The 21,734-nt window shown below is 69.8% G+C and carries 23 protein-coding genes and 1 tRNA gene; 14 read left to right on the forward strand and 10 right to left on the reverse strand.

The annotated features are described in order from the left end of the window. Positions 1–2: 2 nt before the first annotated feature. Entirely contained in the window at positions 3–794 is a 792-nt protein-coding gene (locus JYK18_RS11625; protein WP_206802102.1) for a hypothetical protein, read from the forward strand. 156 nt (positions 795–950) lie between these two features. Here the strand turns inward: JYK18_RS11625 and JYK18_RS11630 are convergent. After that, a tRNA-Leu gene (locus JYK18_RS11630) sits at positions 951–1,033 on the reverse strand. A 133-nt stretch (positions 1,034–1,166) separates the two neighbouring features. Between JYK18_RS11630 and JYK18_RS11635 the strand changes: the two genes are divergently transcribed. The 9 genes from JYK18_RS11635 to JYK18_RS11675 all read left to right on the forward strand — a co-directional run bounded on the left by JYK18_RS11635 (position 1,167) and on the right by JYK18_RS11675 (position 12,272). Continuing rightward, on the forward strand, positions 1,167–2,471 hold the full coding sequence (locus tag JYK18_RS11635; RefSeq protein ID WP_206802103.1) for a DUF3662 and FHA domain-containing protein: 1,305 nt from the start codon (positions 1,167–1,169) through the stop codon (positions 2,469–2,471). Positions 2,472–2,573: 102 nt separating this feature from the next. Continuing rightward, positions 2,574–3,038: an FHA domain-containing protein gene (locus tag JYK18_RS11640; protein WP_153028404.1), complete on the forward strand. Its 465-nt coding sequence runs from the start codon at positions 2,574–2,576 to the stop codon at positions 3,036–3,038. Continuing rightward, positions 3,035–4,477: a PP2C family serine/threonine-protein phosphatase gene (locus JYK18_RS11645; RefSeq protein WP_206802104.1), complete on the forward strand. Its 1,443-nt coding sequence runs from the start codon at positions 3,035–3,037 to the stop codon at positions 4,475–4,477. The genes JYK18_RS11640 and JYK18_RS11645 overlap by 4 nt, the downstream gene beginning before the upstream one ends. Further along, complete coding sequence (locus JYK18_RS11650; RefSeq protein WP_206802105.1) at positions 4,477–5,931, forward strand: FtsW/RodA/SpoVE family cell cycle protein; 1,455 nt, start codon at positions 4,477–4,479, stop codon at positions 5,929–5,931. Before JYK18_RS11645 ends, JYK18_RS11650 begins: the two co-directional genes overlap by 1 nt. Then, on the forward strand, positions 5,928–7,397 hold the full coding sequence (locus JYK18_RS11655; RefSeq protein ID WP_206802106.1) for a penicillin-binding protein 2: 1,470 nt from the start codon (positions 5,928–5,930) through the stop codon (positions 7,395–7,397). Before JYK18_RS11650 ends, JYK18_RS11655 begins: the two co-directional genes overlap by 4 nt. A gap of 4 nt (positions 7,398–7,401) precedes the next feature. Next, positions 7,402–8,751 (forward strand): serine/threonine-protein kinase, encoded by a 1,350-nt coding sequence (locus JYK18_RS11660; RefSeq protein WP_206802107.1) that lies wholly within the window; start codon positions 7,402–7,404, stop codon positions 8,749–8,751. Beyond that, a complete protein-coding gene (gene pknB / locus JYK18_RS11665) occupies positions 8,748–10,712 on the forward strand; it encodes a Stk1 family PASTA domain-containing Ser/Thr kinase (protein WP_206802108.1) in 1,965 nt (654 codons plus the stop codon). Before JYK18_RS11660 ends, pknB begins: the two co-directional genes overlap by 4 nt. Before the next feature lie 4 nt (positions 10,713–10,716). Continuing rightward, the gene (locus JYK18_RS11670) at positions 10,717–11,124 is read left to right on the forward strand and encodes a YciI family protein (protein ID WP_206802109.1); all 408 of its coding nucleotides are present in this window, start codon (positions 10,717–10,719) and stop codon (positions 11,122–11,124) included. A gap of 8 nt (positions 11,125–11,132) precedes the next feature. Further along, positions 11,133–12,272 (forward strand): RNA polymerase sigma factor, encoded by a 1,140-nt coding sequence (locus JYK18_RS11675; protein ID WP_206804170.1) that lies wholly within the window; start codon positions 11,133–11,135, stop codon positions 12,270–12,272. On the opposite strand, the gene JYK18_RS11680 is transcribed toward JYK18_RS11675, so the two are convergent. The 3 genes from JYK18_RS11680 to JYK18_RS11690 all read right to left on the reverse strand — a co-directional run bounded on the left by JYK18_RS11680 (position 12,256) and on the right by JYK18_RS11690 (position 14,761). Then, complete coding sequence (locus JYK18_RS11680; RefSeq protein WP_206802110.1) at positions 12,256–13,665, reverse strand: caspase family protein; 1,410 nt, start codon at positions 13,663–13,665, stop codon at positions 12,256–12,258. The two genes, JYK18_RS11675 and JYK18_RS11680, sit on opposite strands and share 17 nt — an antisense overlap. A 1-nt stretch (position 13,666) precedes the next feature. Beyond that, on the reverse strand, positions 13,667–14,020 hold the full coding sequence (locus JYK18_RS11685; protein ID WP_307795871.1) for a hypothetical protein: 354 nt from the start codon (positions 14,018–14,020) through the stop codon (positions 13,667–13,669). 99 nt (positions 14,021–14,119) lie between these two features. Continuing rightward, positions 14,120–14,761: an aminodeoxychorismate/anthranilate synthase component II gene (locus JYK18_RS11690; protein WP_206802112.1), complete on the reverse strand. Its 642-nt coding sequence runs from the start codon at positions 14,759–14,761 to the stop codon at positions 14,120–14,122. Between the two features lie 147 nt (positions 14,762–14,908). On the opposite strand from JYK18_RS11690, the gene JYK18_RS11695 reads away from it, so the two are divergent. Then, positions 14,909–16,225 carry a pyridine nucleotide-disulfide oxidoreductase gene (locus JYK18_RS11695; RefSeq protein WP_206804171.1) on the forward strand — a complete coding sequence of 439 codons (1,317 nt, stop codon included), beginning with the start codon at positions 14,909–14,911 and terminating at the stop codon, positions 16,223–16,225. Between the two features lie 6 nt (positions 16,226–16,231). Here JYK18_RS11695 and JYK18_RS11700 read toward each other — a convergent pair whose 3' ends face one another. After that, positions 16,232–16,387 (reverse strand): hypothetical protein, encoded by a 156-nt coding sequence (locus JYK18_RS11700; protein WP_194239994.1) that lies wholly within the window; start codon positions 16,385–16,387, stop codon positions 16,232–16,234. Beyond that, on the reverse strand, positions 16,387–17,250 hold the full coding sequence (locus JYK18_RS11705; protein WP_307795872.1) for a class E sortase: 864 nt from the start codon (positions 17,248–17,250) through the stop codon (positions 16,387–16,389). Before JYK18_RS11705 ends, JYK18_RS11700 begins: the two co-directional genes overlap by 1 nt. 141 nt (positions 17,251–17,391) lie before the next feature. Here JYK18_RS11705 and crgA point away from each other — a divergent pair, with 141 nt between their 5' ends. Further along, the gene (gene crgA, locus JYK18_RS11710; RefSeq protein WP_153028395.1) at positions 17,392–17,658 is read left to right on the forward strand and encodes a cell division protein CrgA; all 267 of its coding nucleotides are present in this window, start codon (positions 17,392–17,394) and stop codon (positions 17,656–17,658) included. Between the two features lie 66 nt (positions 17,659–17,724). Continuing rightward, positions 17,725–18,153 (forward strand): PH domain-containing protein, encoded by a 429-nt coding sequence (locus tag JYK18_RS11715; protein WP_206802113.1) that lies wholly within the window; start codon positions 17,725–17,727, stop codon positions 18,151–18,153. Here the strand turns inward: JYK18_RS11715 and JYK18_RS11720 are convergent. Both JYK18_RS11720 and JYK18_RS11725 read right to left on the reverse strand, forming a co-directional pair. Continuing rightward, positions 18,136–19,128, reverse strand: a complete 993-nt coding sequence (locus JYK18_RS11720) for a rhomboid family intramembrane serine protease (RefSeq protein ID WP_206802114.1) — start codon at positions 19,126–19,128, stop codon at positions 18,136–18,138. The genes JYK18_RS11715 and JYK18_RS11720 overlap by 18 nt on opposite strands. A 48-nt stretch (positions 19,129–19,176) precedes the next feature. Beyond that, entirely contained in the window at positions 19,177–19,722 is a 546-nt protein-coding gene (locus JYK18_RS11725) for a peptidylprolyl isomerase (protein WP_206804173.1), read from the reverse strand. A 92-nt stretch (positions 19,723–19,814) separates the two neighbouring features. Here JYK18_RS11725 and JYK18_RS11730 point away from each other — a divergent pair, with 92 nt between their 5' ends. Continuing rightward, the gene (locus tag JYK18_RS11730; protein WP_206802115.1) at positions 19,815–20,507 is read left to right on the forward strand and encodes a hypothetical protein; all 693 of its coding nucleotides are present in this window, start codon (positions 19,815–19,817) and stop codon (positions 20,505–20,507) included. Between the two features lie 57 nt (positions 20,508–20,564). On the opposite strand, the gene JYK18_RS11735 is transcribed toward JYK18_RS11730, so the two are convergent. Further along, positions 20,565–21,017, reverse strand: a complete 453-nt coding sequence (locus tag JYK18_RS11735) for a hypothetical protein (protein WP_206802116.1) — start codon at positions 21,015–21,017, stop codon at positions 20,565–20,567. Between the two features lie 165 nt (positions 21,018–21,182). After that, the gene (locus JYK18_RS11740) at positions 21,183–21,707 is read right to left on the reverse strand and encodes a DUF2020 domain-containing protein (protein WP_206802117.1); all 525 of its coding nucleotides are present in this window, start codon (positions 21,705–21,707) and stop codon (positions 21,183–21,185) included. Between the last annotated feature and the right edge of the window lie 27 nt (positions 21,708–21,734).

The following is a 21,734-nucleotide window of genomic DNA, read 5'->3' on the forward strand; positions in this document are numbered from 1 at the left end:
TGATGGAAATGCAGGTCACGCCGAACGTGGACCGCGTGCTGCGGGAGGCCCAGGCCTACCGCGAGAAGGTGCAGAAGGCGCTCGACGACTTCGTCCGCGAGGTGCACGAGCAGCTCGCGAAGATCCCGGATCTCCTCGACCGGCTGGTGGAACCGGTCAGGAAGCAACTGGCGGCGCTGGAGAAGCTGATCAAGCAGCTGGCGGACAAGGTGGCGCCGCTGTTCACCCACATGGGCTCGCCGTCGACCCTGCGCGAGACCGCGGACGGCTGGAGTGAGCGGGTCAACACCAAGCTGGCCGCCATCTCCGACGACGAGCTGCTCCGGCTGACCGCCGCCCACCGGTGGCACAGCGACGCGGCCACCGCCTACCGGCAGCTGATCCCGATCCAGCAGAAGAAGCTGGACGAGGTCGCCGACCTGGCCGCCGAGCTGCGCTCGAACCTGCGTGCCATGGCCAACGCCATCGAAAGCTTCTGGACCGCCGTGGCCCTCGGCTTCGCCAGCTGCGCCACGGCCGTCGCGGGCATCGTCATCGCCACCCAGACCACCGGCGGCCTCGGCACCCCGCTCGCCGTGATCGGCCTGGTGTCCTCCGTGGTCAGCGAGCTGCTGGACCTGATCACCACCGCGGTCGAAGGCGTGCAGACCCAGTTCCAAACCGCCGAGGACGCCCAAGCCGCCATCACCGAAAAGCTCACCAACCTGGGCACCACCTGGCCCAAAACCACCACAGACCTCTCCGACGCCTCCATCAGCGACAAGGACCGCTCCCTCTGGCGCCTGAACACCTAGCCCCACACCTGTGGGATGCCTCATAACCACCAACCAACGCGCCCACGCTGGGTCAGCACCCACCGCACCGCGGGGGTTTGGGGGCTCGGGCCCCCAAGAAAAGTAAGGAAAACGGGAAGAGGCCCCCCGGCGGCAGCCGGGGGGCCTCGAACAACGTGGGCGAGGAGGGAGTTGAACCCTCACGTCCTTTCGGACACACGGACCTGAACCGTGCGCGTCTGCCATTCCGCCACTCGCCCGAGTGCTTCACTGCGACAGCGAGAGCAGCCTATCAGGCTGGTTGAGGCGGTTTCACCGGGGGCCGTGTAGAACCGCCCGCACCCGGATAGGATCGGTGCGGAAGCACAGACGCGTGAGAGGAGGGTGTGCCCGGTGGGCCGCGCTAAGCGTTTTGATCGGCGCCTGGAGGGCCTGGTAGGCAACACCTTCGCGCGCATGTTCGGTGGCAATGTCGTCACGCAGGAAGTGGCGCAGGCACTGGAGCGTGAGAGTGAGGACAACGTTCGTGAGCTGGCCGGAGGCCGTGAGCTCGCGCCCAACCACTACATCGTGTCGCTGGGCCCGACGGATCACGACCGCATGGCCGGGGACGAACAGCGCGTCACCAAGGTGCTCGCCGAAGCGGTGGCGGAGCATCTCGCCGAGCAGGGGTGGGACACCTATGGTGACGTCGTAGTTTCGCTCGAGCGCAACGAGGCGCTGCATACTGGACAGTTCAAGACACGCTCGTCCGTCGATCCCGATGTCAAGGCCAGTGAGATCACCGCCCCCGGCAACGGAAGTCCTGGACGGTCAGCACGACCCAGCAACGCAGGAGACCCAGCAATGAGTCAGCCCCCCGGCTACGGCCAATACGACCAGGGTGACCCGTACGGCCAGCAGGGCCAGTACGGCTACGGACAGCAGGGCCAGCCCGGTTACGACCAGGCCGGCTACGGCGGCCAGCAGGGCGGCTACGACCAAGGCGGCTACGGCGGCGGCCAGCCCGGCTACGACCAGGGCGGTTACGGCGGTCAGCAGCCCGGGTACGACCAGGGCGGCTACGGCGGTGGCCAGCCGGGTTACGACCAGGGCGGTTACGGCGGTGGCCAGCAGCAGCCCGGGTACGACCAGGGTGGCTACGGCGGCCAGCAGCCCGGCTACGACCAGGGCGGCTACGGCGGCGGTCAGCCGGGTTACGACCAGGGTGGCCAGCAGCCCGGCTACGACCAAGGTGGTTACGGCGGTCAGCAGCCGGGTTACGACCAGGGCGGCTACGGCGGTGGCCAGCCCGGGTACGACCAGGGCGGTTACGGCGGCGGTCAGCAGCCGTACGGCCAGCCCGCCGCGCCGGACCCGTACGCGCAGGCCGGCTACCAGCCGCCCGCCACGCAGAGCGGCAACCGCCAGCTCGCCGCGAGCCTGCAGCTGGACGACGGCTCGAACCGGAGCTACTCGCTCAAGCAGGGCGGCAACGTGGTCGGCCGCGGCCAGGACGCCGACTTCCGGCTGCCGGACACCGGCGTCTCCCGGCGGCACCTGGAGATCACCTGGGACGGCCAGAGCGCCACGCTCGCCGACATCGGGTCCACCAACGGGACCACGGTGAACGGCACCCCGGTGCAGACCTGGCAGCTGGCCGACGGCGACGTGATCAGGGTCGGTCACTCGTCGCTGGTGTTCCGCACACAGGGCTGACGTAGGCCCCGTCCGACCGCTCCCGCAGAATGTGAGTCCGCGGGAGCGCTGTGACGTACCGGCGTCATCGCAAGAAGCCGCACTGAGGAGCTGACACACAAGGTGCCAGAGCTGGTCGTTCAACTGACCAGGGTGGGATTTCTCGTCCTGCTCTGGCTGTTCGTGCTGGCCGCGCTTCGGGTGGTCCGCTCCGATCTGTACGCGGCCTCCGGCCTGCGCGTGGCGTTGCCGAGCCTGCGCCGGAACAAGGAGAAGAAGCCACCGCGTGGCGGGAAGGTGCCCCGGCAGATGGTGGTCACGCACGGGGCGCTGGCCGGCACGCGGATCGCGCTGGACGGCCGCCCGATCCTGATCGGGCGCGCCGACGACTCGACCCTGGTGCTCGACGACGACTACGCCTCGACCCGGCACGCGCGTATTTCACTGCGCGGGGAAGACTGGTACGTGGAAGATCTGGGCTCGACGAACGGGACCTACCTCGACCGGGCTAAGGTCACAGCACCCCTCCGAGTACCTCTCGGGGTCCCCATCCGGATCGGCAAGACGGTGATCGAGCTTCGCCCATGACCCTCGTCCTCCGCTACGCGGCCCGCAGCGACCGTGGCCTGGTGCGATCCAACAACCAGGACTCCGTCTACGCCGGCCCCCGCCTGCTCGCTCTGGCCGACGGCATGGGCGGGCACGCCGCCGGTGAAGTCGCCAGCAAGGTCGTCATCGCCTCACTGGCCCCGCTCGACGACGACGAACCCGGTGACGACCTGCTCTCGCAACTGCGCGACGCGGTCGCCGCCGGCAACGGCGCCATCGCCGAACTGGTCGCCAACGACCCCGACCTGGACGGCATGGGCACCACGCTCACCGCCGTGCTGTTCTCCGGTTCGCGGCTCGGCCTGGTGCACGTCGGCGACTCGCGCGCCTACCTGCTGCGCGACGGGCAGTTCACCCAGATCACCCGCGACGACAGCTTCGTCAACGAACTGCTCGAACAGGGCCGCATCACCGAGGAGGAGGCGGCCACCCACCCGCAGCGGTCGCTGCTGCTCAAGGCGCTGACCGGGCACGAGGTGGAACCGAGCCTGACCGTGCGCGAGGCCCGCGCCGGCGACCGCTACCTGGTCTGCTCCGACGGGCTGTCCGGCATGGTCAGCGACGAGACCATGGCCGAGGCCATGCGCATCCCGGACCCGCAGGACTGCGCGGACCGGATGATCGAGCTGGCGCTCAAGGGCGGCGGCACGGACAACGTCACGGTGATCATCGCCGACGTGGTGGACGTCGACTACGGCGAGAACGCGCCGATCGTCGGCGGGGCCGCCGGTGACGGCAGTGACGACTTCAACCACCAGGGCGACTCCCCCGCCGCGCGGGCCAGGGCGCTGACGCAGCCCCAGCCCCAGCCGCGGCGCCAGGACACGCCACCGCCCCCGGACCCCAAGGCCAAGCGGCGGAAGCTGTTCCGCATCTTCGGCGTGCTGATCCTGGTGCTGATCGTGCTCGCCGCCGGGGTCATCGCGACCAGGTACTGGGTGCTGAGCCAGTACTACGTCGGCGCGGGCGCGAACGACGAGGTGGTCATCTACCAGGGGGTTTCCGGCAGCGTGCTGGGTCTGGACCTGCAGGAGCAGGTGGAGGACTCGTGTGCGCCCGGCGCCAACCTGTGCGACCGCCTGCTGCTGTCCGACCTGCAGGAAGCCCCGCGCGAGGACGTGCGCAACGGGGTGCGGATGGACAGCCTCGCCGCGGCCCGCGACTACATCGACTCGCTGTGGGACAAGCGGCTGCCGATCTGCCCCGAGCCCCCGAGCCAGGGCGGCGGCATCCCGGGCGAGGTCCCGGGCTCCGGCGGCGGCCTGATCGGCGGCTTCGGCGCGCAGCAGCAGACGCCGGTCCAGCCGCCCCCGTCCGAATCGGCGCCCCCGCCCGAGCAGTCCTCCGCGCCGGTGGACCCGCCGAGTCCGGATCGCCCGGGGGTGGACTGCCGGCTCGCCACGGGCGGCGTCCGCTGATGGGCCAGCCCAACTCCGATCCCGCCGGTCAGTACGTCACCAATCCCCCGCGTGACCTGCCGACCCGCCGCGGAACGGAACTGGCGATGCTCGGCTTCGCCTCGTTCATCGTCACCGCGGCGTTCATGCTGGTGGAGGCGAACCAGGAGCAGGAGCTCAGCTTCGCCATCCTCTGGTACGGCCTGGCGTACATGGCGATCCTCACCGTGGCGCACCTCGCGGTGCGCAAGTGGGCGCCGTACGCCGATCCGCTGATCCTGCCGTGCGTGGCCCTGCTCAACGGGCTGGGCCTGGTGATGATCTACCGGATCGACCTGGCCAGGGCGGAGAAGGCCCTCCAGGCGGGCAAGGAGTTCTCGGCGAACGCGCCGAAGCAGGTGATGTGGACGGTCGTCGCGCTGGCGCTGTTCCTGGCCGTGCTGCTGCTGATCAAGGACCACCGCACGCTCACCCGGTACGCCTACACCTTCGGCCTGGTCGGCATCATCGCGCTGGCCCTGCCCGCGCTGCTGCCCAGCTCGTTGTCCGAGGTCAACGGCGCGAAGGTGTGGCTGAAGCTCGGCATCTTCTCGATCCAGCCCGGTGAGTTCGCGAAGATCCTGCTGATGATCTTCTTCGCGTCCTTCCTGGTGTCGAAGCGCGATCTGTTCATGGCGGCGGGCAAGCGCGTGCTGGGCATCGAACTGCCGCGCGCGCGTGACCTCGGGCCGATCCTGATCGCCGCGGTGGCCTGCCTCGGCATCCTGGTCTTCGAGAAGGACCTCGGCACCTCGCTGCTGTTCTTCGGCGTGGTGCTGATGATGCTCTACGTGGCCACCGAGCGGATCATCTGGGTGATCCTGGGCCTCGGGCTGTTCTTCGGCGGCTGCCTCATCGCCTTCCAGCTGTTCACGCACGTACAACAGCGTGTGGCGAACTGGATGGACCCCCTGGCCACCTACGACGACCCCGGCGGCGGCTACCAGATCGCCCAGGGCCTGTTCGGCCTGGGCACCGGCGGGGTCGGTGGCACCGGCCTCGGCGCCGGCCGCCCGGAGATGGTGCCCGAGTCGAGCACCGACTTCATCACCGCGGCGATCGGCGAGGAGCTCGGCTTCATCGGGCTCTGCGCGATCCTGATGGTCTACCTGATCCTCGCGATGCGCGGGATGCGCAGCGCGCTGGCCGTGCGCGACACCTTCGGCAAGCTGCTCGGCGGCGGCCTGTCCTTCGCCATCGTGATGCAGCTGTTCGTCATCGTCGGCGGCGTCACCAAGCTGATCCCGATGACCGGTATCACCACCCCGTTCCTGTCCTACGGTGGTTCGTCGCTGCTGGCGAACTACATCCTGGTCGCCCTGCTGCTGCGGATCTCCGACGCCGCGCGGCGCCCGCAGACCAGTGCGAAGCCGCGCCCGCAGCAGCAGGCGCCGCTGGCCGAAGCCCATACGGTGATGGTGGAGCGACCGAAATGAACACACCACTGCGCCGCGTCGGCGTGACCATGCTCGTGATGCTGCTGCTGTTGCTGGTGAACGCCACCTACGTGCAGTTCATCAAGGCCGACGACTACCGCACCGACAGCCGCAACGCCCGCGTCCTGCTCGACGAGTACTCCCGTCAGCGCGGCAAGATCATCGCCTCGTCCAACGGCCAGGTGCTGGCCGGCATCGAGCCGACCGACGACAAGTACAAGTTCCTCCGCACCTACCCCGGTGGCGCGATGTACGCCCCGGTCACCGGCTTCTACTCGATCCGGTACGGCGCCGGCGGCATGGAGCGCGCCCAGGACGAGGTGCTCAACGGCTCCGACCCGCGCCTGTTCGTGCGGCGGCTCTCGGACATGGTCACCGGCCGCGACCCGCGGGGCGGGAACGTGTCGCTGACCATCAACCCGGCCGTGCAGAAGGCCGCCTACGAGGGCATGACCAAGAAGGGCTACACCGGCGCGCTGGTGGCCATGGACCCGAAGACCGGCGAGATCCTGGCCATGGTGTCCACCCCCTCCTACGACCCGAGCGGGCTCGCCTCGCACGACGGCAAGGAGCAGGAGAAGGCCTGGACCGGCTTCGACGCCGACCCGAGCAAGCCGATGCTGAACCGGGCCATCTCGGAGACCTACCCGCCCGGCTCCACCTTCAAGATCGTCACCACCGCGGCGGCGCTGGAGGACGGCATGAAGCCGGACAGCCAGGTCACCACCGCGGCCAACGTGAAGCTCCCCGGCACCAACGCCGACCTGGAGAACTTCGGCGGCGCGACCTGCCAGGGCAGCACGCTCAAGGACGCGCTGGCCTACTCGTGCAACACCGCCTTCGCCGAGATCGCCGGTGGCCTCGGCAAGGACAAGCTGACCGAGACCGCGGAGAAGTTCGGCATCGGCCAGACCGATCTGACCGTGCCGATGCGGGTCGCCCCGTCCGGTCTCGGTGACCTGGCGGGCAAGCCGCAGCTGTACCAGAGCGGGATCGGCCAGCGCGACGTCCGGCTGACCCCGCTGCAGGTGGCGCTGCTGTCCTCGGCGGTGGCCAACGGCGGGACCGCGATGAAGCCGCAGCTGATCAAGGCGCTGCTGGCCCAGGACCTGTCCGAGATGGAGAAGATCAGCCCCGAGGAGCTGACCGGCGACCCGGCGATGTCCTCGGCCAACGCGGCCATCCTGCGCGACATGATGCTCGCGTCGGAGGCCAACACCAAGGGCGGCGGCAAGAACGACGCGCTGAAGATCGCCTCGAAGACCGGCACCGCGGAGCACGGCAGCGATCCGAAGGCCACCCCGCCGCACGCCTGGTACACCGCCTTCGCCCCGGCCGACGACCCGAAGATCGCGCTCGCCGTGATCGTCGAGTCCGGTGGGGACCGCGGCCTCGCCGCGACGGGTGGCACGGTGGCCGCCGAAATCGGCCGGTCCGCCATCGCCGCCGCGCTCGGGGGTGGATGAGCCGATGCTGTCCACGGGTCAGCTGCTCGCCGAGCGCTACCGGCTCACCAGCCGGATCGCGGTCGGCGGCATGGGTGAGGTCTGGCAGGCCAGCGACACCCGGCTCGACCGCACCGTGGCGGTGAAGGTGCTCAAGGCGGAGCTGTCCGGGGACGCGGAGTTCCTGCACCGGTTCCGCACCGAGGCCAGGACCACGGCCTCGCTCAACCACGCCGGGATCGCCGCGGTGCACGACTACGGCGAGACGGTGGCCGACGAGCTCAGCATCGCCTACCTGGTGATGGAGCTGGTCGAGGGCGACCCGCTGGCCGGGATACTGGCCAAGCAGGGCCGGATCTCCCCCGAGTTCACCCTGGACCTGCTGGAGCAGGCCGGGCGCGCGCTGCAGGCGGCGCACGAGCGTGGGCTGGTCCACCGCGACGTCAAACCGGGCAACATCCTGGTCACCCCGGCCGGTCAGGTGAAGCTGACCGACTTCGGCATCGCCAAGGCGGCCGACGCGGCGCCGGTCACCCGCAACGGCATGGTGATGGGCACCGCCCACTACATCGCGCCGGAGCAGGCGCTCGGCCACGCCGCCGAACCCGCCAGCGACGTCTACTCGCTGGCCGTCTGCGGGTACGAGTGCCTCACCGGGTACCGGCCGTTCCTGTCCGAGAACGCCGTGACGGTCGCCATGATGCACATCCGCGACATCCCGCCGCCGCTGCCGCCGGACGTACCACCCGGTCTGCGCGCGCTGATCGAGGCGACGCTGGTCAAGGACCCGCGGCAGCGCTACAACAACGGCGGTGAGTTCGCCAACGCGGTGGCCGCGGTGCGGGCCGGGCGGCCGCTGCCCACGCCGCTGGGGCTGGCCTCGGCCTACGCGCAGGCTTCCGGCCAGCCGTTGCCGGTAAACTCGCACGCGCCGGTCGGTCCCGTTTCGCACCCGGCAATCCAGCCGGTACCGCCGCCGGCGCACCAGCCCGGCCCGGCTACCGGGGTCGGGCCGATGGTCCCGCCGCGGCGGCGCAGTCACACCGGTCTGTGGATCCTGCTGGCCCTGGTGATCGTCGCGGTGCTGGTGGCGGCCGCGCTGGTGGTCCCGAAGCTGCTCAGCGGCTCCGGGCGCGACACACCGTCGGGGAACGTCGAGACCAGCGAACCGGTGGGTGAACCGGGGTACGAGCCGACGGTGGAACGGCCGGCGAAGCCCAGCCAGGGCCCGCCGCACCACACGCCCCAACCGGGGCCGGGTCAGAACGAGGACGGGGACAACGCAACCGAGGGTTCGGTGCGTTCACCCGGAGACGACGGCTTGCCAGGGATGATGGACCCAACATGGATGGAACGGAACGGCACGCACCGATGAGCACACCCCGACTGCTCTCCAATCGTTACGAGCTCGGCGACACGCTCGGCTACGGCGGCATGTCCGAGGTTCACCATGGGCATGACGTACGGCTCGGCCGCGAGGTCGCGATCAAGATCCTACGGGCCGACCTGGCCAGGGATCCCCAGTTCCAGGAGCGGTTCCGGCGGGAGGCGCAGAACGCCGCCGCGCTGAACCACCCGGCCATCGTGGCCGTCTACGACACCGGGGAGACGCAGACCGAGTACGGTCCGCTGCCCTACATCGTGATGGAGTACGTCTCCGGCCGGACGCTGCGCGACATCGTCAAGACCGAGGGTCCGATGTCGCAGAAGCGCGCCATGGAGGTGATGGCCGACGTCTGCGCGGCGCTGGACTTCTCGCACCGGCACGGCATCGTCCACCGCGACGTGAAGCCGGCCAACGTGATGATCACCACCAACGGCGCGGTCAAGGTGATGGACTTCGGCATCGCCCGCGCCATCCACGACGGCCAGTCCGCGATGACGCAGACCGCCGCGGTGATCGGCACCGCCCAGTACCTCTCGCCGGAGCAGGCGCGGGGTGAGTCGGTCGACGCCCGCAGTGACGTCTACGCCGCGGGCTGCGTGCTGTACGAGCTGATCACCGGGGAGCCGCCGTTCACCGGTGACTCGCCGGTCGCGGTCGCCTACCAGCACGTCCGTGAGGACCCGAACCCGCCGTCGTCGGTGAACCCGGCGGTGTCGCCGGAGCTGGACGCGGTGGTGCTGAAGGCGCTGGCCAAGGGGCCGGCGAACCGGTACCAGTCGGCCGCCGAGATGCGCTCGGACATGGTCCGCACGCTGTCCGGCCAGCACCCGCTCGCGCCGATGGTGATGTCGGAGGACGAGCGCACGCAGGTGATGAACAGCCGTCGCCCGCCGGCCGCCTACGACGACGGGTACGCCGCCGACGAGTACGACCCGGTCGCCGAGGACCGGGCAAGACGCAGCAAGCGCAACAAGATCCTGGCCGCGCTCGCCGTGGTCGGCGTGCTGATCGTGGCCGCGGCGATGTACTTCGCCGGCGTGTTCGACCAGAAGGCCGAACTGGTCGCGATCCCGTCGGTCAAGGGCCAGCAGGAGGCGACCGCGCTGGACGCGCTCCGCTCGGCGGGCCTGCAGCCGGAACGCGAAGAGGTCATCTGCAAGGCGCCGCAGGCGGGCGCGCAGCCGCCGTGCACCAGCGACCAGATCAACAAGGTCGTGTCGACCAATCCCGAGGTGGGCGTCGAGGTCGCCAAGGGCTCGGTGGTGAAGGTGCAGATCGGCACCGCGCCGAAGAAGGTCAAGGTGCCCGACCTGGTCGGCAAGGAGCAGGGTCCGGCGGCCGACGAGGCCAAGCAGGCCGGGTTCGAGATCGACACGAACGTCGAAGAGGTCGAGACCAAGGACCCGAACGAGTACGGCAAGGTCATCGAGCAGAACCCGCGCTCCGGCGTCGAGGCCGAGCAGGGCACCTCGATCAAGCTGACCGTGGGCAAGCGGCCGAACCAGGTGCTGGCGCAGAGCCAGGTGGGCAAGAAGTTCAGCGAGGCGAAGAAGGCGCTGGAGGACCTGAAGCTCAAGGTCACCCGCAAGGACGTCACCTCGGACAAGCCGAAGGACGAGGTCGTCGCGCAGAACCCGGTCGGCGGCACGGTCGACGAGGGCACCACGATCACGCTCGAGGTGTCCACCGGGGCCAAGGAGCAGATCTCCATGCCCGACCTGCAGGGCGCGACCCTGGAGCAGGCGAAGAAGGAACTCAAGGAAGCCGGCTGGAACGGTCAGCTGGTCACCCTCGAGGACGAGGTGAACGACGAGGACCTGGAGGGCCGGGTCACCAACAGCGACCCGACCAGCGGCAGCACGATCACCAAGGACCAGACGGTGACGCTGTACATCGGCAAGCAGAACCGGCCGGGTGGTCCGTCCATCCCGGGTCTGCCCGGCAGCTAGCCGCATGCCCAGGTACCTGCTGCTCAAGCACTACCGCGGTGCGCCGGCGGCGGTCAACGACGTGCCGATGGCGGAGTGGGCGCCGGAAGAGGTGACCGCGCACCTGGCGTACATGCGTGCTTTCGCCGACCGGCTGAAGGAGACCGGCGAGTTCGTCGACCACGCGGCGCTCTCGCCGCAGGGCACGTTCGTCCGGTACGACGGTGAGGGCCGCCCGCCGGTGACCGACGGGCCGTTCGCCGAGACCAAGGACCTCATCGCGGGCTGGATGGTGCTCGACGTCGACAGCTACGAGCGCGCCGTCGAACTGGCCGGGGAGCTGTCGGCCGCGCCGGGAGCGGGTGGGAAGCCGATCCACGAGTGGCTCGAACTGCGGCCGTTCTACGGTGAGCCGCCGATCGTCACGGAGTGACCGGCCGGGTGGACGAGGCACTGCTGCGCGGTCTCACGCCGAGCGTGCTCGGGATCCTCGTCCGCCGCGGTGCCGACTTCGCGGCGGCCGAGGACGCCGTGCAGGACGCGCTGGTGGAGGCGATCCGGGTCTGGCCGACCGACCCGCCGCGGGATCCGAAGGGCTGGCTGGTCACCGTCGCGTGGCGCCGCTTCCTCGACGCGACCAGAGCGAACACCGCCCGACGGCGGCGCGAGGACCTGGTGGACGAGGAACCGGCGCCCGAGCCGGGGTCCGCCGTGGACGACACGCTCCAGCTGTACTTCCTGTGCGCGCACCCGTCGTTGACGCCGTCGTCCGCGGTCGCGCTGACGCTGCGCGCGGTCGGCGGGCTGACCACGCGGCAGATCGCGCAGGCCTACCTGGTGCCCGAGGCGACCATGGCGCAGCGCATCAGCCGGGCCAAGCGCACGGTGTCGGGCATGCGGTTCGTCCAGCCCGGGGACGTCGGCACCGTGGTGCGCGTGCTCTACCTGGTGTTCAACGAGGGCTATTCGGGTGACGTCGACCTGGCCGCCGAAGCGATCCGGCTGACCAGGCAGCTCGCGGCGGTGATCGACCACCCGGAGGTGACCGGGCTGCTCGCGCTCATGCTGCTGCACCACGCCCGGCGCGCCACCCGGACCACGCCGGAGGGCAGCCTGGTTCCGCTCGCCGAGCAGGACCGCACCCGGTGGGACACCGGTGCCATCGCCGAAGGCGTGGACCTCCTGCAGGCGGCGCTGGCCCGCGACCAACTGGGCGAGTTCCAGGCGCAGGCGGCCATCGCCGCCCTGCACGCCGACGCCCCCACCGCCGCGGAGACGGACTGGGCGCAGATCGTCGAGTGGTACGACGAGCTGGTGGAGCTGACCGACAGCCCGATCGCCCGGCTCAACCGCGCCGTAGCCGTCGGGGAAGCAGATGGCCCACGCGCGGGCCTCGCCGCCCTCGGTGAGGTGGATGCGTCGGTGCCGCGGCACACCGCCGTCGCCGCCCACCTCCACGAACGAGATGGGAACCTGGGCACAGCCGCACGCCTCTATGCGGAAGCCGCCGAGAAGGCCACGAGCCCGGCGGAACGGGAGCACCTGACCAAGCAGGCGGACCGCCTCAACGCCGCCTTCTGAACAACGCATACCCCGAAGCGACAGCCACCAAGACCAGGGAAACCACTGCGGACGTGATGGTGCCCAGACTGGTCCCGGTGGAATTGGGCGCCAACGGTCCATAAATCGACATGATCGTGCTGACCACGAAGACGAACCAGAGCAGGCCGGTACGGATGCCTGCGGTCTTCCGCGCGATCTCCGGGAAGGCTTCGAACAGGCCCATCGGCCGTCCGGCCGCGGCCCGCGCCCTGCGCACCCGGCGGCTCAGGACGTATCCGCAGAGGACCGCGACCACCAGCATCACGATGCCGACCGACAGATCTGGATTCTTCTGCTGCGGCGTGTCACCGCCGAAGATCGCGCCCGCGACGGCGCCGATACCGAAACTGACCCCGATACCCGCGCCGAGCCACAGCAGCCAACTCGATACCACGTATCCGACCTGGCCGGCCGATGCGGAAGCTTCCCGCTCAGCAGGCGCGGGGACCGGTGCCGTTGGCTCCGGGAGTGGCTCGACCGGAGTCGGCTTCGGCGCCCTCGGCTTCGACGCGGGCTGTGAGACCGCCGGTGGTGCGGGTGCCGGTGGTGCGGGTGCCGGTGGTGCGGGTGCCGGTGGCGTGGGTGCGGGTGGCGTGGGTGCGGCCGCCCTCGGCGGCGGTACCTCGGGGGCCGGGGTCCGTCGCAGCACGAGTCCACCGCTGGTGTCCCCGGCCGACATCTTCGGCTGCGGCAGCGAACGCCGAGCCAGTGCCGCCTGAACCGAGCGAAAGGCCTGGTTCACGTCGAGCGGTTGGCCGGTCAGCCGCGGACCGTCGACCAGCAGCTTGAGCAGTTCCCCGGTGAACGCGGTGTTGCGCTCGCCCGGCGGCGACAGGGACTTCTTGTTCTTGGGCGCCGAGGTGATCACCGACGTACCGGAAACGGCGATCTCCGCGGCCTCCACATCGGAGCCGGACATGGTGCCGACCGCGATCCCGGAGTAACAGCAGTCCAGGATGAGCAACTTCATCCTGGCCGGGCTGTTCGCGATCACCTCGCGGAAGACGTCGAACGGCACCGCGGTCGTGTCCAGCTCCTCCGGATCGGTCTCCCACACGGTCAGGTACAGCGTGTCCCGCACGGGATGACGCTTGCCGTGTCCGGCGTAGTAGACGAACAGCACGTCCTCCGCCTGTGACGCGCTCTCCCTGAGCCGGCGGATCAGGCTTCGCTGGGATTCGGGCGTGTGCACCGTCCGGCAGCTCGCCTGTGCCAGGATCCCCGTCCGAGAATCGGTGAGCGCGGCGGCCAGATCGGTCAGGTTGTTCGCCACTGCGGGCAGGTTCGGCAACCGGTCGTGGTGCTGGAAGTCGCTGGTGCCGATCAGTACCGCTCGCGAAAGCGCCGGATCGGGCAGGAACGGCGCGGGCATTTCACCGGCCGTCCTCGAGGAACTTCTTGGCGGTGGCCAGCACTTCGGCCGCGTCGTCCGGCGAACCGCACTCCAGCTCCAGTTCTTCGCCGGAGTCCGGTCGTTTCACCACCAGCCGGACTCGCTGGGCACCCCGCCGGTGTTCGAGCCAGCCGAACAACGAGGTCACCAGCTGGGTCAGCACCCCGCTGCCCAGCACCACCGACAGGGCCTCGATCTCCCCGCCCATTTCGCCCGGGCGCGTTGCCGCATCGACCAGGTCGACCCGGCCGCGCAACTCGTCCTCGTCGCGGAACCATCGCACCAGTGCGCGAAGTTCCTCGTCCGGTGCAAGAACTCTGGCCGCCGGCTCCACCGTTTGTCCCCTCGTGTCCCATTCGAAGGGGAGAAACGTACCCAGCGACCAGCGTCCGTAGAACCTCCGAACGGGCGACTGACGCTAGTCCGATCGTGCTCAGGCGATGGCGGCCTTCTGGAGGGCCCGCGTCGCGCCTTCCAGGTCGCGGACGACGGTGTCGGCGACCGGGTGGCCCGCGCCCGCCATCCAGTTCGCGAGCATCCGGTGGCCGCCTTCGGTGAGGACGGATTCCGGGTGGAACTGCACGCCTTCCAGCCGGAGGGACCGGTGGCGCATGCCCATCACGATCCCCGACTCCGTCTTCCCGGTGACCTCGAACTCGTCCGAGATGGTGTCCGGGAGCACGGTCAGCGAGTGGTAGCGGGTGGCGGTGAACGGGTCCGGCAACCCCGCCAGCACGCCGGCGCCCGAGTGGCCGACGCGGCTGGTCTTCCCGTGCAGCAGTTCCTCCGCGCGGTCGACCGTCGCGCCGAAGGCGACGCCGAGGGCCTGGTGGCCCAGGCACACACCGAGCATGGGCAGGTCCCGCGAAGCGCATTCGCGGACGACTTCGATACTCTGACCAGCGCGTTCCGGCGTCCCCGGCCCGGGAGAGACCAGCACGCCGTCGAACTCGCCGAGGCGCGAGACGTCGACCACGTCGTTGCGCCAGACCGTGCAGTCGGCGCCGAGCTGGGCCAGGTACTGGACCAGGTTGTAGACAAAACTGTCGTAGTTGTCGACGACGAGCACGCGCATGCGCCCCAGCTTAGCGGCGCCCACATGCTGGACGGTACGCCAGATCACAATGAAAATTAGGTTCGCCTTACCTTACCGTGGAAGCGTAGGCCCACCTGCGACTCGAACGAGGTAAGTGCATTGAACCGTCCACTGCGCGTGGCGATCATCGGCGCCGGCCCGGCCGGTATCTACGCCGCCGACATCCTGGACAAGTCCGATACACCCACCCACATCGACCTCTTCGAGCGCATGCCGGCCCCGTTCGGGCTGATCCGCTACGGCGTGGCGCCGGACCACCCGCGCATCAAGGGCATCGTGAACGCCCTGCACAAGGTGCTCGACCGCCCGGGCATCCGGCTGATCGGCAACGTCGACTACGGCACCGACCTCAAGCTGGACGAGCTGCGCGAGTTCTACGACGCGGTCATCTTCTCCACCGGCGCCTCGGCCGACCGCCCACTGGCCATCCCCGGCATCGACCTGCCGGGCAGCCACGGCGCCGCCGACTTCGTCTCCTGGTACGACGGCCACCCGGACGTGCCGCGCACCTGGCCGCTCGAAGCGACCAGCGTGGCCGTGCTCGGCGTCGGCAACGTGGCGCTGGACGTGGCCAGGGTGCTCGCGAAGACCGCCGACGAGCTGCTCAGCACCGAGATCCCGCCGAACGTCTACGAGGGTCTCAAGACCAGCCCGGTCACCGACGTGCACGTGTTCGGCCGCCGCGGCCCGGCGCAGGCCAAGTTCACCCCGATGGAGCTGCGCGAACTCGACCACTCGCCGAACGTCGAGGTGATCGTCGACCCGGAGGACATCGAGTTCGACGAGGGCTCGATGACCGCGATCCGCGCCTCCAAGCAGGTCGACATGGTGGTCAAGACGCTGCAGGAGTGGGCCATCCGCGAACCGGGCGACCGGCCGAAGCGGCTGCACCTGCACTTCTTCCACTCGCCGTGCGAGGTGCTCGGCGACGGCCGGGTGACCGGCCTCCGCACCGAGCGGACCGAGCTCACCGGCGACGGCAACGTCCGCGGCACCGGCACCTTCCACGACTGGGACGTGCAGGCCGTCTACCGCGCGGTCGGCTACCTCTCCTCGCACCTGGCCGAGATCCCGTTCGACCACGTCACCGGCACCGTGCCCAACCAGGCGGGCCGGGTGCTCGACATCGACGAGAACCAGGTGCCCGGCGTCTACGTGACCGGCTGGATCAAGCGCGGTCCGGTCGGCCTGATCGGGCACACCAAGGGCGACGCGGCGGAGACCATCGCCAGCCTGCTCGCCGACGCCGACACGCTGACCGGCGCCACCCGCAACGAGCCCGACGCCATCATGGACTTCCTGGTCGACCGCGGCGTGCCGTTCACCACCTGGGACGGCTGGGGCAAGCTCGACGCGCACGAGCGCTCCCTGGGCGAGCCGCAGGGCCGCGAGCGGGTGAAGGTGGTCGAGCGCGAGGAGATGCTGCGGGTCAGCCGCGGCTGACCCGCCTCACTGCACCGCGACGTCGTTGAACGGCAGCAGCGGTTCCAGCCACGGGAACACCACGAACATCAGCAGGGCGATCACCGCGAGCACCAGCACCACCGCGGTGATCGCCCGCACCGCGAGCGGGCCGGGCAGGCGCCGCCAGATCCAGCCGTACATCACGCTTCCCCGATCGCCTTGAGCAGTTCCGGATACCCCGCGCCCGGCGCCTTGGCCAGCTGCTTGACCAGCGCGCCGTGGATGATCAGCCGCTCCCGGTCGGAGAACTGCGGGTGGCAGGTGGTCAGCGTGATCAGCGGCGCGCGCATCGCCGGCGGGGTGACGCTGTTCGCCCGGTAGGGCACCGGCGCGACCGCGTCCCCGCGGTCCGGCGTGACGATCCGGCGGCCGACGGTCTCCTCGTAGTCGGGCACGTCCCGCAGCGTCGGCACGCCCGCGCACTTCGGGTCCCGGCCGCGGCCCTCGGCCCAGCCGTCCAGCTCCTCCGGCTTCGGCAGCATCCGGTAGACGAAGAAGTCCGACGCCGTCTCGACCACCAGCGCGTCGCACGAGTTCAGCAGGTCCAGGTCGTTGAACGGGGCGCCCTTGCCGACCCGGTGCCCGGCGACCGCGAAGTTGCCCGGCTCCCCCGGCCACGCGGTGCCCTTGTAGTGCCCCGGCCCGACCTCCAGCGCGGCCGCGCCGACGCCCTCCTGCACGGTGAACCGGTAGTCCGGGCCGAACGCCGGGATGTAGAGGCGGGCGAACGCCTCGCCGTCGGCGGGGTCCAGGTGCAGTTGCCGCTGCGGTTCGGCCCACCGGTCGTCGAGCGTGGCCTCCGCCTTCGCCTGCTTCTCGGCGGAGAACCAGTCGGTCACCACCAGCTCGTAGGTGACGAAGAGCAGCACGACGATACCGAGCGTTATCAAAACTTCACCGGACGTGCGGACCGCGGTCCGCCAGCGCGGATCCGGGCGCTCCGCCGTGCTGACCGGGCCGGAATCGGGCCCGACGAGCTCGCGCTCGTCGTCGGACACCGCCACAGGGGCTCCTCTCAGACCAATCTCGGCCGGACGGAGTAGTCGTCCCCCGTTCTTGCCCGGCCTCGATTACGTTAACGTGTTGGGGTGGCCCTGGTTGCGCACCGGCCCACCCGAACGAGCCCATGAGCAGCGAGGACTCCGATGCCCAAGTCCAAGGTCCGCAAGAAGACCGCGTACACCCCGCCTGCCGACCGGCGCACGCCGGTGAAGGTGCGGGCCGCCGGTCCGTCGCCCATGATCTACAAGATCGTGATGTTCGGCCTGATGCTGCTGGGGCTGGCCTGGCTCGTGGTGAACTACCTCGCCAGCGACAAGATCGCCTTCATGACCGAGCTGGGCAACTGGAACTTCGCGATCGGTTTCGCGCTGATGATCTCCGGGCTGCTGATGACGATGAAGTGGCGTTGATCGGCCGAATGGCGGCTTGACAGCGAATTACAACCGTGTGACTAGTCCCCAGTGTGGATAAGCCCTGTGGATAACCCAACGGCAAGCTGGGCCCCGCGAGCGGCGCTCGTCGGGGTCGGCTGGCTGCTCGCCGCCCTCTCCGCCGCCGCGGCCGTGCTCACCGGCCTGTCCGGCGACCGGGCGGGCCCGGTGCTGTTCGGCGTGGCCGCGCTCGCGCTGGCCGGGTTCGCGGCCAACGGCAGCGCCATCCGGCCGAAGCTGAGCGCCGACGCGCACGGGGTCCGGGTCCGCACGCTCACCGGCGACCACCGGCTCGAGTGGTCCCAGGTCCGGGTGCGCCTGGTGAAGACCCGCCGGCTCGGCCGCGAGGTGCCCACGCTCGAGATCGAATGCGAGGACATCCCGCCGCACCTGCTCGTGCTGGGCTGGCTGGAGCTGGGCACCGACCCGCGCGACGTGCTCGACGTGCTGAGCGCGCTACGCGCTCGAGGGTAGCCCCGCCGGGTCCTGGCAGACGATCTCCTGGGTCCCGTCGGCGTTGCGCACCAGCGAGCACACCTGCCCGGCCAGCTGCAGGTCTCGCACCACGATCAGGGCGGCCAGCGCCAGCGCGATCACCAGCAGCGCGACCACCTGGTAGACCAGCTGGTTCTTGGCCGGCGCGTAGACCAGCGCCGCCACCGCGACCGCGCCGACCACGAAGCCGCCGAGGTGGCCGAGGAACGAGATGTTCGGGATGGAGAAGGTCAGCACCAGGTTCAGCCCGATGGTCACCAGCGCCATCGTCGGGTTCAGCTTGAGCCGGAACACCGCGATCAGCACGCCGCCCATCAGGCCGAAGATGGCGCCCGACGCGCCCACCGTCGGCTGCCCGACCCGGCCGAAGACGAACTCCGCCGCCGAACCGCCGAGCAGGGACAGGAAGTAGACGGCGATGAACCGGCCGCGACCGAGCAGCACCTCGACGTCCCGGCCGAGCACCCACAGCGCGAGCATGTTCATCGCGATGTGCAGCAGCCCGAAGTGCAGGAACCCGGAGGTGACCAGGCGCCACCACTCGTCGAAGAAGGTGATGCCGTACGGCCACAACGAGCCCTGCGTCATCAGTTCGGCGCCCGAGTTGTCCATCGGGTTCTGCGCCTGGAAGACGGTGGCGATGAACACCAGCACGTTCACCGCGATGAGCACCGGCGTCACGATGGGTCGCTGGACCCGGGCGCCCGCCACCGTGCGGGCGCCGTAACCGGCCGCCCGGTACTGCGCGCGCTGGGCGCGGTCCTGGGCCTGGCCCGCCTGGACGCAGTCGACGCACTGGGAGCCCACGGAGGCCTCGCGCAGGCAGTCGGGGCAGGCTGGCCGCTCGCAGCGGACGCAGCGCAGGCCGGTCTGCCGCTTGGGGTGCCACCAGCAGGTGGGCAGGGCCTGCTCGTAGGCGGGCCCTGAAGGCGGGGGATACGGGGGCTGAGTCACGATATGTCCAACTTACCCGCATCCACCCCCTGCTTCAGCGCCCGCGGATCAGCCCAGCGAGATCCGCTCGATGACCACGTCGTTCAGCGGGCGGTCCGCCGGCCCGGTGGCGGTGTGCGCGATCTGGTCGACCACGTTGCGCGACTCCTGGTCGGCCACCTCACCGAAGATGGTGTGCTTGAAGTTCAGGTGGGTGGTCGGCGAGACGGTGATGAAGAACTGCGAGCCGTTGGTGCCGGGGCCCGCGTTCGCCATGGCCAGCAGGTACGGCTTGGTGAACTGCAGTTCCGGGTGGAACTCGTCGCCGAACTTGTAGCCGGGGCCACCGCGGCCGGTGCCGGTCGGGTCGCCGCCCTGGATCATGAAGCCGTCGATCACGCGGTGGAAGATCGAGCCGTCGTAGAACGGGCCCGAGTTCTCGCCCTTGGCGTTGGGCTGGGTGTAGTCCTTGGAGCCGTCGGCCAGGCCGGTGAAGTTCCCCACCGTCTTGGGCGCGTGGTCCGGGAACAGGTTCAGGTTGATGTCGCCGTGGTTGGTGTGCAGCGTCGCCTTGCGCGCGCCACCGGCGGGGTTGCTTTCGGTCACGGGGCCAATCGTGCCATCTGCGGCGGGATCCGCGGAAAAGGGGCACGATAGGTTAAGGGGAACCAGACAGATGCCAAACGAATCGACGGAAGGTGAAGGCCATGACCCGGGCCTCAGAAGCGGTGGGTGAGTCGGTGAAGACCGGGCTGTCCACGGCACGCAAGCGCGCGGTGGAAGCAGGAACCCAAGCCGCTCAGGCAGCCGAGCTCCGGCTCGCCGAAGGCGCCGAAGTGGCACGCAAGGAAGGACGCCGCGCGCGCAAGAAGCTGGCCAAGCAGGCCAAGAAGACCGGCAAGGACCTGGCGCGCAGCTCGAAGACCGCCCGCAAGGAGGCCGCCGAGCGCATCGCCGAGATGCGCAAGCCCGGCCGCAAGGCGAAGAAGGCCGCGATCAAGGCCGCGAAGTCGGCAGGCGAGTCCAAGCGCCGGGGCAAGAAGGACTTCAAGGCGGCCAAGAAGGACTTCAAGGCCGCGCTGGTCGAAGCCAAGATCGCCGCCAAGGGCGAGAAGAAGAGCCGCAAGTGGCCGTGGCTGATCGGGATCGCCGTGGTGGCGGCCGGTGCCGCGCTCGCGCTGCGCTCCAAGCCCGAACCGCCCATCGCTCCCGCTCCGCCGCGCACCGGCGGTGACGGCAGCAAGCCGGCCCCGAAGCCCTCGACCGAGGCGCCGAAGGCCGCGACACCGGCACCCAAGCCCGCGCCGACCCCGGCACCGGGCAAGACCGCCCCGCCGAAGGCGCAGGGTGCCAACGGGCAGCAGGCCCAGCGCACTTCGGGTACCGAGAAGAAGAACTGAGCACGCGAAAAGGCCCCCGGGACGTCTCCCGGGGGCCTTTTTCGATCAGTCAGCGCGTCACGCGGTGGCGGCGTGCTTGTCGATCAGCTTGCCCAGGCGGGGCAGCGCCTCTTCGACGTTCTTCTTGCCGTTCGGGCGCAGCTTGCCGTAGACCTTCTTGATGCTGTCGCGGCTGCTCTTGTCCGCACGGGCGTCGGTGACGCCCAGCAGCGCATCGGCGGCCTCGTCCGAACGGCCGGACAGGTAGGCACCGAAGTCGGCGCCGCCCTTGGCCTTGTAGTCGCCGTAGAACGGCTCCAGCGCACCGGCGAAGTCGTCGAGCAGGGTGTCGACGGCGGCGGGGATGATGCCCGGCTTGATCTTCTTGACGGCCGCGTAGCCGGTCTTGACGACCGCGCCCGAGACACCGCCCTTGTCCGAGACCTCTTCGTCAACCAGGTTCTGCAGGTCGGTCACGACAGCCGGACGACGACCGGAGTCAAGCAGGATTTCCTTCAGGGTTTCAGCCACGGCTTCATATCCTTCATGTGAATCGAATTAACCGACTGTGTCCAGCCTTCACGCCCGGTAGCGACCGGCGTTTCCGGCTGACTGTGCGCGAGTCCTCGACGCCTGCGCGTGGCGGCCAGGGTAATACAAGATCAACTTGCGCCGGTGAGTGGGAACCCGTATTGCCTACCAGCCCAACGCCGCGATAGCTTGCTTGGCCACTTCGCGGGCTTTGACCGTCTGCCCCTGGTTCGTGGTGACGACAACGGCGTCACCGGCCTTGGCCACCGCGTAGACGGCACCCTCTCCCGCAGTCTGCATGCCACCCTGCCAGCCGGGCGGTTGGTCGGCGGGATTCGAGGTGTCGATCGGCGCGGCCTGGTCCACCACGGCCTTCGCAATTCCCGGCTCACCGCGGTACACCCGCGTGGTGAGCTGCAGTTTTCCGTTGAGGGCGTAGAAAAAGCAGGTCGGTGGTTGTTCGGCGGACAACCGTGTCTTCGACACGCGCTGCCCGTTCGCCCGCTCCACCGCGGTTTCCTCGAGGTACGGGCACTTCCCGTCGGCGGCGGGCTCGGGCGCCGGCGGTGCCACGGGCGCGGCCGAACTGGCCGGCGGCGGCGGTTCCGGCGGTGGCGCCGGTGCCTCCGGCGAGGAGCAACCGGCCAGCAGGCCGAGCGACACGGCGGCGGTGAAAACGAGTGGGCGCATAGCGCGGTCAGTCAACCAGAACCGCCG

The organism is Amycolatopsis sp. 195334CR (assembly GCF_017309385.1).
Taxonomy (GTDB): Bacteria; Actinomycetota; Actinomycetes; order Mycobacteriales; family Pseudonocardiaceae; genus Amycolatopsis.